Raw genomic sequence first — 12,501 nt, 5'->3', positions numbered from 1 at the left:
TTGCCCGTGTTTTTCCAGCAAAAAGGCGCCCTCCAGCCGGAGAGCGCCTCGATGCGTCTGTCGCTGTCGTCGCCCGGATCAGGCGGCGTTGGCGGCTTTCTTCTTGGCCAGCTTGTCCTGATGAGCCTGCATGCCCTTGGCGATCAGGTCGGCGGCCTCGCCGGCGTCGCCCCACCCCTGGACGGTGACCGACTTGCCCTTCTCCAGATCCTTGTAGCGGGTGAAGAAGTGTTCGATCTGCTCGATCAGGATGGCCGGCAGCTGACGATAGCTGGCGATCTCGGTGTAGTAGGGGTTCAGCTTGTCGACTGGCACGGCCAGGATCTTCTCGTCGCCGCCGGCTTCGTCCGTCATCTTCAGCACGCCGATGGGGCGCGAGCGGATGACGCAGCCCGGCACCACCGGCGTCGGGTTCAGCACGATCACGTCGCAGGGATCGCCGTCGTCCGACAGGGTGTGGGGCACGAAGCCGTAGTTGCCCGGATAGTACATGGCCGTGTGCAGGAAGCGGTCGACGAACAGGGCGCCCGACTCCTTGTCCATCTCGTACTTCACCGGCAGGCCCCCTTGCGGGATTTCGATGATGACGTTGATGTCCCAGGGGGCGTTGGGGCCGACCGGAATGGCGTCGAGGTTCATGGCGGGTCTTTGCTGCGACTGCGAAATTCGAAAAGGCGATGGGTGATAGGCTTGTCGGCCCGTCACGGCAAGGGCGAGCTTCGGCCTGGACCTGGACGCGGACTTGCGCCGGGCCGCTTCATCGGGGACATGATGGGCCATGAACTTGATCGACTGGGCGGCCCTGGCGCTCTTCTTCGCCAGTTGGCTAGGCTATAATTCCATACTCGGCCTCGTCAGTCGCAAGGGCGGCTCGCTGAACGCCGACATGGCCTACATCCGCACGGTGTGGATGCAGTCCATGACCCACCGCGAGCTGAAGCTGGTCGACAGCCAGCTGATGGGCCATTCGATCAATTCCGCTTCCTTCTTCGCCTCGACCAACCTGCTGCTGATCGCGGCGGTGGCGGGGGTGCTGTTCGGCGGCGAGAACGCGCTGAGGGGGTTTGTGGCGGTGGGCGCCGAAAGCGTGCCGACCCGCGTTCTGGAGGCCAAGCTGGCCCTAGTGCTGATCTGCCTGACGCGGGGCTTTCTGGATTTCATCTGGGCCCTGCGCCAGATGAACTATACCCTGGCCCTTATCGGCGCGGCGCCCGAACTACATTCCAAGACCGACCGCCAGGCGTTCAGCGAGGCGGCGGGCCAGTTGCTGAACCCGGCTCTCAGCGCCTTCAGCCAGGGGGTGCGCGGCTATTATTTCGCCCTGGCGGCGGCCGCCTGGCTGTTCGGCCCGCTGTGGCTGGCGCTGGGGGTGGTGTCGTCCTTCGGCCTGCTGCTCTATCGTCAGGAGGCGTCGCCGGCCGCGCGGGCCATCCGCAATGCGCGGCGTCTGCTGACGGACTGACGATATCGCAACTGCGAAGGATGGTGGGCCTTTCGGCCGCGTTCAGAACCGTGGAAGCGGTTACACGGCCGATTTTCGTAACATGGCGTGACCGTTCCGGGGTCAGATCGGCCTTGACCCATTGTGCATCGCAACCTAGATTGACCTTCGACGCCTCCGGGCGTCTTGCCCTTCCTGGGCGTTTCCTCCCTATAGACTTTCATGCCGCACCTTCGGGTGCGGCTTTTTTTTGGCCCGACGCGGCGGGGAAGGGGCTTCAGTCGGCCCAGCGCTCGGCGCACAGGGCCGCGATCACCCGTGACAGGGTGCGTCGCGTCAGGTCGAAAGTCGCATTGGGCCTCTGGGTCGTTTCGTCCAGATAAAGACCCCGGCTGATCTCGATCTGGATCGCCTCAAATCCCGCCTCGGGCCTGCCCCAGACCTGGGTGGACCAGCCGCCGGCGTAGGGCAGGTTCAGCGCCACCCGCCAGCCCGCCGCCTGGAACAGGTCGCGCAGCCGCCGTGTCAGCCGCGCCCGACAGGCCGAGCCGTGCCGGTCGCCCAGCACCACTTCCACCCCTGCCGCCCGCGTCGGCATGGAATGCCAGTCGATCAGCACCGCCCGGCCGTGTCGGTCTTGCGCCGCCTGCATCAGCTCGGCCAGGGCCTGGTGATAGGGGAGGTGCGCGCCCTCGATCCGGCGCTGCGCCTCCGCCCGGCTCAGCCGTCGGTCATAGAGCGGGCGTCCGTCGCCGGTCAGGCGGGGCAGAACGCCGTAGCCGGCGGCCGTCTTGGCGCCTGCCGGCCCCGGGGCGCCCTCGACCAGGTCGGGGTCCAGTTCTTCGGGGTCGCGGTTCAGATCGACATAGGCCCGGCCGAATCGCCCCGCGATCAAGGGCGCGCCGTGGCGCGGGCCGTCGGCGACCAGATGGGCCATCAGGGCGTCCTCGGCGCTTCTCAGGCTGGATACGGCCAGATCGGGCGCCGCCCCCAGGTCTTCAGGATAGACGTCGCCCGAGTGGGGCGAGCCGAACACCAGGGCGCCCGTCGCGCCGGGCAGCGGCGGCCGTAGGATCGAAAAATTCTCGCCCGCGTCGGTCATGCCCCGGCATAGCCGGTTTTCCCACAGAAGAAAGCGGTCACGCCCCCCGGCCGCACGCTGAATTTCATCGCCGGTTTACGGTTCCTCCCCTAGCTTGAGCGCCGATATCAAGGGACTCTTTCCGCATGGCGCGCATCCTCCTGGCCGAAGACGACAGTTCGCTGCGCGGCTTTCTGACCCGTGCGCTGGAGCGCGCCGGCCATCAGGTCGTGGATTGCGAGAACGGCGACGACGCCATCGACGCCCTGGAACACGGCCCCTACGACCTGCTGCTGACCGACATCGTCATGCCCGGCGCCGACGGGATCGAGGTGGCGCGCGCCGCCGCCGCCCGCCAGCCGGGCCTGCGGATCATGTTCATCACCGGCTTCGCCGCCGTCGCCCTGACCGCCGCCCAGGCGTCGCCGGACGCCAAGGTCCTGTCCAAACCCGTCCACCTGCGCGACCTGGTCGACGAGGTCGAACGGATGGTCGCCGCCTAGAGCCTGAATTTTCTGGGATTTCCCATAAATCTCGCTCCATCGGCCAAAGCCGCTTGATGCCGGCGGATCGGGCCGCTATACGACCCGCCTTCCCGCTCTCGAACCCATCGAGAGCCGCCACGGCGGACGCGTAGCTCAGCGGGAGAGCACTACGTTGACATCGTAGGGGTCACAGGTTCAATCCCTGTCGCGTCCACCATTCCCTTCAATGACATTGCAAGCGTTGAAGAAACCGCTCTCGGGCGGTCGAAAACGCGCGTTTGCTACACCAGCTTGCTACACCAGCATCGTCTGGAAAGGTCAGAAAACAGTTCTGGAACAACGGCTTCTGCCGACCGGGACTGCTACACCAACCTGCTACACCAACCGTCGAAACGGCCCTCTTCACCGTCTTCTCGGTCGCCCCATCATCGGCGCGCAAATCCTCCCAGCCTGATCGTCAGGGGCAGGGTCTTTCATGTTCGGGTAAAAGTGCCTCGGAAGGCTCAAGCCACGGTTGGAAGAACGCAGGTCTGGCGGTCGCTGGGCACGGGCAACCGATCCGAAGCCATTCGGAAGTCCAAGCTGGTCATCGCCGATCTGGAGCGGTCCTTCTGGGCGACGGCGGGCGCCTCGGCATCCCAAGCACCACCAGTCGAGATCGCCACGCCAGAGCCGGTTGGGGTTGAAGCTGCACCAGTCAGTGTCATGACTTTCGATGACTTGTGTCGTCACTTCCAAGCCGATCCGGCGAAGGTCCGGGCACCCAAGACCCAAATGATCTACGATGGTCTTCTCTGGATCACGTCAAGCGTTTGGGGAGAGAACCGTCCGCTGACGTCCATAGACCGTTCAGCGTGCCGCGAACTGCTGGAAGTGCTGCGTTGGCTACCCTCAAATCCAGCGAAGCGGTTCCCCGGTTTGAGTGCGGCCCAAGCCGCCAAGATGGCGAAAAAACGGGGGCTGAAAACGACCCTCTCTCCCGGTTCGATCAACGGCTACATGGCGAAGCTTCGCGCGCTCATGACGTTCGCGCTAAACGAAGGATGGATAGACAGGCATCCCGCGACGGGGCTGGCTGTCGTTGATCCAGTTCGTGACAAGGACAAGCGGCTCCCGTTCTCGTCGGAGCAGCTACAACTGATTTTCGACGCGCCGGTCTACCGGGGATGCGTGGATGACGAATGGCATTTCGCGATGCCGGGGCCTCATCGTCCGCGACGCGCGCGTTTCTGGATTCCGCTTATCGCCCTCTACAGCGGCATGCGTCTCAACGAGATTTGCCAGTTGGATGTCGCCGACGTCCGCAATGTCGAAGGCGTTGACTGTTTCTGGATCACGGGTGGATCAACGCAAAGCTCTGGCGATAAGAGGCTGAAGACGGCCTCAAGCGAACGCCTCATACCTATCCACCCAAGGCTCATCGCCATGGGGTTTATGGCGTTTGTCTCCGAGCGAGTGGGCGGCAAGAAGCTGTTTCACGAACTGCCCCGATCAAAAGCGGGCTACTACTCCGACAGCTATTCGAAGTGGTTTGCTCGCTTCCTTGTTAAGGCTGGGGCGGCGCGTCCCAAGACGTGCTTCCACTCATTCCGTCATTGCTACCGCGACGCTCTTCGGAACGCTGGTGTGGAGCACGAAGCCGCTTTGGCTCTTGGCGGTTGGGCCGTTTCCCATCGAGATGGAGAGAGCGTTTCAGACGCTTACGGCAAGGGCCTTGGCGTAGCCCGATTGGCTAAAGCCATATCGTGCTTGGATTATCACGGGTTGGATTTGCAGCATCTGCTGCCTGAATTTCAGTCAGATATAACGGCGGATTCGGGAGCCTGACGGCAGGACCAAACATATAGGTTGGAGCCAATTTCCATGCATAATTTTGCGATATGCATAGAAGTCGGCTTTCACGTTAGCAGGTCGCTTGCGACGTGATCGAAAAGCGCACATCGCTATGCACGTTTGCAAAACGTGCATAGGAATTCCGATTTTCCTATGCACGTTCGCTCGTGCGTCAAACTGATTGGGCATTCCCGAGCAAGGCCATCAGTTCGCGATTCACATAATAATTTTCGCGCCCGATTTTCAGCTTCTGCATCATTCCAATGCGAGTGAGTTCGTCGAGGTAGCGTGTTGCCGTGATGCGGCTGACGTTCAGATCGCGTTCTACAAATGCGATCTTGCTGTAGGGATGGCCAAAAATGTTGTTCAGTAGGTCTTGGCTGTAAATGCGCGGAAGCTGCTCACGCATCTGCACCTTGTAGGATTGCATCAGGCTTCGAATGCTGTGGACCAGCCGCGTGGTTTGCTGCGCCGTCTCCTCGACGCCAGCCAGCACATACAGGAGCCATTCTTCCCACGCGCCATCCGTTCGCACTGCTTGTAGCAAGCGATAATACTCGCCTTTGGTTTGGTTGATGTAGCGCGAGAGATAGAGGACTGGCGTCGTCAGCAAGCCCTGCTTCACGAGATACAGGATGTTTAGGATACGGCCCGTTCGACCGTTCCCGTCATAGAATGGGTGAATGGTCTCAAACTGATGGTGGATGATCGCCATCCTGATAAGCGGATCGAGATCGGTGAGATCGTCATCGTTGATGAACGTCTCCAAGTTGGTCATCAATGCGAGAATATCGTCGTGGCTTTGCGGTGGCGTGAAGACCACCTCGCCAGTCTTGTCGTTCTTGAGAGCCGTGCCGGGCAGCTTCCTGAAGCCAGCCTTGTTCCGCTCCAAAGTCGCTTGCATGGCAAGGATATCATTGGTCGTGATCAGGCCCGTTCGGCGAACGGTGTCAAAGCCCTCTCTCATGGCTCTGGCGTAGCTAAACACCTCCTTGGCGGCGAGACTCGCGAAACGATCAGCGAGTGCATCGCTTCGGTAGAGGTCATCATGCGTCGTGATGATATTTTCGATTGCCGAACTGTCCTTCGCTTCTTGCAAAGACAGGGTGTTGATCAGGATTGACTCGTTAGGCACCAACCCGGCGGCACCTTTCAGTTCGGCAAGCGCGCCGCGCGCTGACGCGAGCTTTTTCAGGACAGTCTTGGTTTCCAGATCAATGGAGAGTGGAAGCAGGGGCGGCATATAGGTGGTCATCCTTGGAGGTCGCTCCTTACTCCAACCGCTGGACTATTTCTGCCACCTATAGCCCAAATCTCCAGACCTGCGTTCTTCCAACCGTGGCTTGAGCCTTCCGAGGCACTTTTACCCGAACATGAAAGACCCTGCCCCTGACGATCAGGCTGGGAGGATTTGCGCGCCGATGATGGGGCGACCGAGAAGACGGTGAAGAGGGCCGTTTCGACGGTTGGTGTAGCAGGTTGGTGTAGCAGTCCCGGTCGGCAGAAGCCGTTGTTCCAGAACTGTTTTCTGACCTTTCCAGACGATGCTGGTGTAGCAAGCTGGTGTAGCAAACGCGCGTTTTCGACCGCCCGAGAGCGGTTTCTTCAACGCTTGCAATGTCATTGAAGGGAATGGTGGACGCGACAGGGACGGGCGCGCCGGGTGGTCGGCGTGGCGGATGCGGAGGATGAACCGGCGGCTCCGGCCCGGTGGCGGCGTGACGGCGGCCAAGGGCTTGTCGATGGTCTTCATTCTACTCGAGAATGGGAAGGTCAGCCCCAGCCCCCAGTCTCAGGCCAGGCGACAAGAACCTCGGCGCATTCGGCGGTCTCGATCTGTTGGCTGAAGCGATCACTGTACAGGGACAGCAGGTTGTCGTGGGGACCGTCGGCCGAACTGCAGACGGCGTCCGTTACGACGACCACGCGATAGCCGCGATCCACAGCCCCCAGAACCGTGGCCAGGACGCACACGTCGGTCTCGGCGCCAGTGACGACCAGGGTGTCGATCCCATGCTTGTGCAGGGCGGCGTCCAAGGTGGTCTCGAACCAAGGCGAATACACGCGCTTGTCCACCACCCGCGCCGGCGGAACGAAACGGCGTAACGTCGGCGCCAAGTCGATCAGTTCGAGCGACATGGCCCTGCGGGTCATGGACGCCCAGCGCCGCCAGTAGGTCTTCCAGGCGCCGTCGGCATCGGCGGGGTGGTCGGCCGGGATGAAGCGCGTGAACCAGGTCTGGGCCGCGCGTCGGGCGCACAGTTCTGCGATGATCGGGAGGATGCGGGCGGCCCAGGGTGTGTGCCAGTCGGTCTCTTCGATGAACATCCGTTGCATGTCGACACACAGGTGCGCCGTGGTCGGTCCCAGGCGCGCGCGCAGGCCCGACGGCATCTCAGCCCTGCCTCTCGGACGCGGCGCTCGCATCGCCCGGCTCTTCGCCTGTGTGATGCTCGACCGCGCCGCGCTCTACTTCGCTACGCGAAAAGACTTCTTCCTGCCCCGCCTCCAGCAGTTCGTCCTCATCGCCCCCTAATCCGCCCTGCGCCAGGCCGGCGGACGCATCCTGCGCTTCGGGTCCCCGTTCGGCGCCTGTGACGGGGCGGTGCGTTGGCGCCATCGGCAGCCCTCCTCTAAGTCATTAGTGCAAACCGGCGGTCGCCGCCCCGGTTCCTGTGTCACATTCCGGATGCTGGGCGGCGGAGGAGGCCGTTTTCGAACTTTGGGACGACGAGGGAACGACGGGCGCGGGCGCGGGTTCTGTCCCGCATGAGCCGACGTTCAAGAAAACCCTCGATTCTCAAGAGCCGACGCGGCGTGGTCCTGCTGTTGGCGATCCTCGCGGGGGCTTTCGCCCTGCTGTACTTCGGGGTCGGCGCCACCGCCTTCCTGCGCACCCAGCCCCCGTCCTTCTAGGCGAGACGGCAAGGCTCGGCGCGGCCGAGACAAGGCTTCTGGGCGGACTTCGGCCGCCGTCGATCGGACGAGGCCAAGTCGGACGAGGCCAAGGCCGGAACTTACATGGGTTAGTGCGAGGCCCCGCGCATTTGTCCATCGCCGGGTCATGGACGACGTTTTCGATACGGAGCGCGATTCGCACGACAGGCCGAGCAATCGCTTCGGCGAGTTCCTCCGGCTTTCGGCCGAAGAGCGGGCTGTCGTCGCCGAGCTTCTGGGACCGCCCCAGCACTATCCGCGTCATCACGTCCTGCGCCGCGAGGGGACGGAGCCGCTGAACCTTCATCTTTTGCTGGGCGGCTGGGTCGCCGCCTCGCTGTCGCTGCCGACCGGCAAGCAGCAGATCGTCAAGGTGCATCTGCCCGGCGATCTGCTGGGCGCGCCGAGCCTGAGCCTGAAAAGCAGCGCGGAGACGTTGACCACCCTGACGCCCGTGGCGGCGCAGCCCCTGTCGCGGTCGCGGCTGATTGCGGCCTTCGCCCGTCATCCTCGCCTGGCGATCACCCTGTTTCTCAGCGCGCAGAAGGAGCGCGTCTCCCTGATGGATCGGCTGGCGCTGGTGGGGCAGGCCGACGCCCATGTCCGGATCGCCGCCCTGCTGGTCGATCTGTTCGATCGCCTCTCGGCCATCGGCCAAGCCCGAGACGGCGCCTTCGCCATGCCCTTGACCCAGCGGGACCTGGGCGATCTGGTCGGCATCACCCCGGTTCACGTCAATCGCACGCTGCGGGCCATGGACAAGGCGAACCTGATCCGCCGCTCCGACCAGACCATCACCCTGCTGGACATCGACCGGCTGCGCGGTCTGACGGGCCTTCCCCGACGCGACTTCGTCTTCGAGCCCGACTGGCTGCCTTTCCGCTGACGGTCGATGCGAGGGGGAGAGGCCAAGTCAACAAACACATAAAGATATCTTTATATGTTTGTTGACTTGGCCGGTCGATCTGGCATTCTGGCGCTGTCGAGGTTCTGCGCGCGGCTTTCGGGCTGTGCGGAGCTAAGAGGGAAGCCGGTGTGACGCATGGCGCGTCGAATCCGGCGCTGCCCCCGCAACTGTGAGCGGCGAGCCGAGGGTTCATCTCGTGTCACTGGGGTTCGCCCCGGGAAGGCCGGACCCGAAGCCGTGACCCGTGAGCCAGGAGACCTGCCCCGACCGATAACGTCCTCCGGCGGGGTGTCCGGTCAGGTCGCCTGAGCGCCGCGACGGGTCGATTCCGCGCGCGAGCGGTCGCGCGTCCCTGTCCGCTGTCTCGCCATAGCATCAGCGGCAGAGACCATGGCGAGCAGCGACTTCACCTTCACGATCAAGCGCACCGCGCTCGACGAGGATTACCGTCCCGCCGAGAACACGCGGATCACGACCAACTTCGCCAATCTGGCGCGGGGAGAGCGGCGCCAGGAGAATCTGCGCAACACCCTGAGGATGATCGACAACCGCTTCAACTCCCTGGCCGACCGGAACAATCCCCGGGGCGACCGCTATGCGGTCGAGCTTCAGATCGTGTCCGTCGAGATGAGCGTCTGTCCGGGCGAGGACGCCGACGCCTTTCCACTGATCGAGATTCTGCAGACGACCATCATCGACAGGGCGGATGGCGCGCGCATCGATGGGATCGTCGGCAACAACTTCTCCTCCTATGTCCGCGACTACGATTTCAGCGTGGTCCTGCCGGAACATATGAAGGTCCATGCCCGTGCGCCGGATGACTTCGGCGACCTGCACGGCAAGCTGTTCAGGCGCTTCCTGACGTCGAGCGCCTATCGCGACAATTTCGCCAAGCCGCCGGTCATCTGTCTGAGCGTATCCAGCAACAAGACCTATCACCGGACCGGCGACGAACATCGTGTCCTGGGTCTGGAATACGCGAACGACGACGTTTCGCCGACCGATCGGTATTTCGCCAAGATGGGGATGAAGGTCCGCTACTTCATGCCCAGGGGCAGCGTGGCGCCGTTCGCCTTCTATCATATCGACGACCTGACGGCGGACTACACCGATCTGGAACTGGTCAGCACCATCGCCACGATGGAGACCTTCCAGAAGATCTATCGGCCGGAAATCTACAACGCCAACTCGCCCGCGACCGCCCAGTTTCAGCCCAGCCTGAAGGCGCAGGACTATTCGCTGACCCGTATCGTCTATGACCGCGAGGAACGCAGCCGCCTGGCCGTCGAACAGGGCCGGTTCGTCGAGGAGCGTTTCATCAAACCTTATCGGCAGGTCCTGGACCGCTGGTCCGCCAGCTTCGCCGCCTGATCCCTCCTACGCACGCAAGGTCATTCCTCATGAAAACCCTGTTGCCCACCTCGACCGCCGGCAGCCTGCCCAAACCCGTCTGGCTGGCCCAGCCCGAGACCCTGTGGTCGCCCTGGAAGCTCGAAGGCGACGAACTGATCGAGGCCAAGCAGGACGCCCTGCGTCTGTCGTTGGACGATCAGCGCCGCGCCGGCATCGATATCGTCAGCGACGGCGAGCAGACGCGCCAGCATTTCGTCACCACCTTCATCGAACATCTGGAAGGCGTCGATTTCGAGAACCGCAAGACCATGCGCATCCGCAACCGCTACGACGCCAGCGTGCCGGTGGTGGTGGGCGCGGTCAGCCGCCCGAAGTCGGTGTTCGTGGAAGACGCCAAATTCCTGCGCGCGCAGACCGACCAGCCGATCAAATGGGCTCTGCCGGGGCCGATGACGATGATCGACACCCTGTACGACAACCACTACGGCAGCCGCGAGAAACTGGCCTGGGAGTTCGCCAAGATCTTGAACGAAGAGGCGCGAGAACTGGAAGCCGCCGGGATCGACATCGTCCAGTTCGACGAACCGGCCTTCAACGTCTTCTTCGAAGAGGTGAACGACTGGGGCGTCGCCACGCTGGAGAGGGCGGCCGAGGGCCTGAAGTGTCAGACCGCCGTTCACATCTGCTACGGCTATGGCATCAAGGCCAACACCGACTGGAAGAAGACCCTCGGATCGGAATGGCGTCAGTACGAGGAAGCCTTTCCCAAGCTGCGGACCTCCAGCATCGACATCATCTCGCTCGAAGCCCAGAACTCGCATGTGCCGATGGATCTGATCGAACTGATCCGGGGCAAGAAGGTGATGGTCGGGGCCATCGACGTCGCCACCGATACGATCGAGACGCCCGAGGAAGTCGCCGACACCTTGAGGAAGGCGCTCCAGTTCGTGGACGCCGACAAATTGTATCCCGCCACCAACTGCGGCATGGCGCCCCTGTCTCGCCGGGTCGCGAACGGGAAGTTGAAGGCCCTGGGCGCCGGCGCGGAAATCGTCCGCAGGGAACTCGGGGCCTGACCGCGATGACCCCCCTGCATGACGTCCACGACGACGCCGACCTGCGCCGACTGTTCGGGCGGTTCCCCACCGGGGTCATCGCCCTCTGTGCGATGGATCATGGGGAACCCGTCGGCATGACCGCCAGCACCTTCGTCGCCGTCTCGATCGACCCGCCTTTGACTTCGGTTTGCATCAAGCAAGGCTCTGGGGCCTGGCGTCGCCTGCGTCGTCAGGCGCGTGTGGGCATCTCTTTCCTCAGTCACGTTCACGCCGCGACGGCGCGCCAACTTGCGCAGAAGACCGGCGACCGTTTCCTGGGATTGGACCATGAGGCCACGGCCGGCGGCGCGGTGTTCCTGGCGGACGCCACGGCTTGGCTGGAATGCTCCATCGAGAAGGAGATCGGAGCCGGCGATCATGACCTTGTGCTCTTTCGGCTCCACCGTGGGGCCGTGGCTTTCGACGCCAGGCCCTTGGTTTTCCATTCCAGCGACTTTCATACCCTGGTGCGTCTCGAAGAGGGCCGCATGGCCGGGGCCAAGGGGGCGAAGGCTATCGTGAACATCGCGGGGGCTCGGGCATGATTTCGCGTCTGATCGACATGGTCTTCCCCGGCGACGCCAATCATCACGGGACGCTGTTTGGCGGGGTGGGGCTGGCCCATCTCGACAAAGTCGCCTTCCTGGCCGCCAGTCGTCATGCCAGACGGACCGTCGTGACGGCGGGTTGCGAACGGATCGACTTCGCCGCCCCGGCGCGGATCGGAGAGATGGTCGAAGCCGTCGGCCGCGTTGTCCGTACAGGGCGGTCCTCTCTGGGGGTTGAGGTCGAGTTGCACGCCGAAGCCCTGCTGACCGGCGAGCGACGGCTATGCACACGCGGCCTCTTCCATATGGTCGCTTCGAGGAAGGCTGGCGACGATCGGCCTCTGGAGCCCCTCGACCAGACGGAAACGGCCGATGACGGCTGGCTGAGGACCGCCGAGATGGTGTTCCCCGGCACGACGAACCACTATGGCGGCCTGTTTGGGGGTGACGCCCTGAAGCTGATGGGGAAGGCGGCGTTCGTCACCGCGACCCGTCACTCGCGCGAAGTCATGGTCATGGCCGCGACCAACCGGATCGACTTCAAGGCTCCCGTCGACGGCGGCGACATGGTCGAGTTGGTGTCGCGCGTTAAGAGGGTGGGGCGCAGCTCGCTATCGGTCGAGGTGCAGCTCTGGGCCGAACGATTGCTGACGGGGGAGAGGCGGCTATCGGCCACGGCCGAGTTCACCATGGTGGCGGTCGACGGCTCCGGGCGGCCCAAGCCGTTCGCCGTCGTTCAGGACGTCGCCTCCGGGCCGCCTTCAGCCCGCCTGTGACGGGAGAATCCCCGACCTTGCCTCCACCCCGTGTCCCGCGCCG

Annotated in this window: 14 protein-coding genes, 1 tRNA gene, 1 pseudogene and 1 riboswitch; of the genes and pseudogenes, 10 read left to right on the top strand and 6 right to left on the bottom strand. The window is 63.4% G+C overall.

From position 1 onward, the window contains the following. Positions 1 to 78: 78 nt before the first annotated feature. Positions 79 to 639, bottom strand: coding sequence for an inorganic diphosphatase (gene ppa, locus QE389_RS07085; RefSeq protein WP_307365797.1), 561 nt, complete (start codon positions 637 to 639; stop codon positions 79 to 81). Between the two features lie 139 nt (positions 640 to 778). Between ppa and QE389_RS07080 the strand changes: the two genes are divergently transcribed. Then, the gene (locus QE389_RS07080) at positions 779 to 1,462 is read left to right on the top strand and encodes a DUF599 domain-containing protein (protein ID WP_307365796.1); all 684 of its coding nucleotides are present in this window, start codon (positions 779 to 781) and stop codon (positions 1,460 to 1,462) included. A 256-nt stretch (positions 1,463 to 1,718) separates the two neighbouring features. On the opposite strand, the gene QE389_RS07075 is transcribed toward QE389_RS07080, so the two are convergent. Beyond that, positions 1,719 to 2,543: an N-formylglutamate amidohydrolase gene (locus tag QE389_RS07075; RefSeq protein WP_307365792.1), complete on the bottom strand. Its 825-nt coding sequence runs from the start codon at positions 2,541 to 2,543 to the stop codon at positions 1,719 to 1,721. A gap of 125 nt (positions 2,544 to 2,668) precedes the next feature. On the opposite strand from QE389_RS07075, the gene cpdR reads away from it, so the two are divergent. The 4 genes and pseudogenes from cpdR to QE389_RS07060 all read left to right on the top strand — a co-directional run bounded on the left by cpdR (position 2,669) and on the right by QE389_RS07060 (position 4,834). Beyond that, positions 2,669 to 3,025 carry a cell cycle two-component system response regulator CpdR gene (cpdR, locus tag QE389_RS07070; protein ID WP_307365790.1) on the top strand — a complete coding sequence of 119 codons (357 nt, stop codon included), beginning with the start codon at positions 2,669 to 2,671 and terminating at the stop codon, positions 3,023 to 3,025. Between the two features lie 124 nt (positions 3,026 to 3,149). After that, positions 3,150 to 3,224 (top strand) — tRNA-Val (locus QE389_RS07065). A 74-nt stretch (positions 3,225 to 3,298) separates the two neighbouring features. Further along, positions 3,299 to 3,607, top strand: a pseudogene (locus QE389_RS14660) (DUF6538 domain-containing protein); the annotation flags it as partial. Between the two features lie 105 nt (positions 3,608 to 3,712). Then, positions 3,713 to 4,834 carry a site-specific integrase gene (locus QE389_RS07060; protein WP_307365789.1) on the top strand — a complete coding sequence of 374 codons (1,122 nt, stop codon included), beginning with the start codon at positions 3,713 to 3,715 and terminating at the stop codon, positions 4,832 to 4,834. 178 nt (positions 4,835 to 5,012) lie between these two features. On the opposite strand, the gene QE389_RS07055 is transcribed toward QE389_RS07060, so the two are convergent. The 4 genes from QE389_RS07055 to QE389_RS07040 all read right to left on the bottom strand — a co-directional run bounded on the left by QE389_RS07055 (position 5,013) and on the right by QE389_RS07040 (position 7,460). Next, positions 5,013 to 6,095 (bottom strand): Fic family protein, encoded by a 1,083-nt coding sequence (locus QE389_RS07055; protein ID WP_307365787.1) that lies wholly within the window; start codon positions 6,093 to 6,095, stop codon positions 5,013 to 5,015. Between the two features lie 141 nt (positions 6,096 to 6,236). Continuing rightward, on the bottom strand, positions 6,237 to 6,593 hold the full coding sequence (locus tag QE389_RS07050; RefSeq protein WP_307365785.1) for a hypothetical protein: 357 nt from the start codon (positions 6,591 to 6,593) through the stop codon (positions 6,237 to 6,239). A gap of 20 nt (positions 6,594 to 6,613) precedes the next feature. Beyond that, a complete protein-coding gene (locus QE389_RS07045) occupies positions 6,614 to 7,234 on the bottom strand; it encodes a cysteine hydrolase family protein (RefSeq protein WP_307365783.1) in 621 nt (206 codons plus the stop codon). A gap of 1 nt (position 7,235) precedes the next feature. Beyond that, positions 7,236 to 7,460 (bottom strand): hypothetical protein, encoded by a 225-nt coding sequence (locus QE389_RS07040; RefSeq protein ID WP_307365781.1) that lies wholly within the window; start codon positions 7,458 to 7,460, stop codon positions 7,236 to 7,238. Between the two features lie 444 nt (positions 7,461 to 7,904). On the opposite strand from QE389_RS07040, the gene QE389_RS07035 reads away from it, so the two are divergent. The 5 genes from QE389_RS07035 (at position 7,905) to QE389_RS07015 (ending at position 12,458) form a co-directional block, all read left to right on the top strand. Next, a complete protein-coding gene (locus QE389_RS07035) occupies positions 7,905 to 8,663 on the top strand; it encodes a Crp/Fnr family transcriptional regulator (protein ID WP_307365780.1) in 759 nt (252 codons plus the stop codon). 82 nt (positions 8,664 to 8,745) lie between these two features. Next, a riboswitch (cobalamin riboswitch) is annotated at positions 8,746 to 8,965 on the top strand. A gap of 109 nt (positions 8,966 to 9,074) precedes the next feature. Continuing rightward, on the top strand, positions 9,075 to 10,055 hold the full coding sequence (locus tag QE389_RS07030; RefSeq protein WP_307365778.1) for a DUF1852 domain-containing protein: 981 nt from the start codon (positions 9,075 to 9,077) through the stop codon (positions 10,053 to 10,055). A gap of 29 nt (positions 10,056 to 10,084) precedes the next feature. Beyond that, positions 10,085 to 11,113, top strand: a complete 1,029-nt coding sequence (locus tag QE389_RS07025) for a methionine synthase (RefSeq protein WP_307365776.1) — start codon at positions 10,085 to 10,087, stop codon at positions 11,111 to 11,113. Positions 11,114 to 11,118: 5 nt separating this feature from the next. Further along, positions 11,119 to 11,679: a flavin reductase family protein gene (locus QE389_RS07020; RefSeq protein WP_307365774.1), complete on the top strand. Its 561-nt coding sequence runs from the start codon at positions 11,119 to 11,121 to the stop codon at positions 11,677 to 11,679. Further along, complete coding sequence (locus QE389_RS07015) at positions 11,676 to 12,458, top strand: acyl-CoA thioesterase (RefSeq protein WP_307365772.1); 783 nt, start codon at positions 11,676 to 11,678, stop codon at positions 12,456 to 12,458. Before QE389_RS07020 ends, QE389_RS07015 begins: the two co-directional genes overlap by 4 nt. Positions 12,459 to 12,501 lie beyond the last annotated feature (43 nt).

It is taken from the genome of Brevundimonas sp. SORGH_AS_0993, assembly GCF_030818545.1.
Taxonomy (GTDB): domain Bacteria; phylum Pseudomonadota; class Alphaproteobacteria; order Caulobacterales; family Caulobacteraceae; genus Brevundimonas.
Note: the sequence above shows the minus strand (reverse complement) of the source record. Positions and strands in the feature narration are given on the sequence as shown.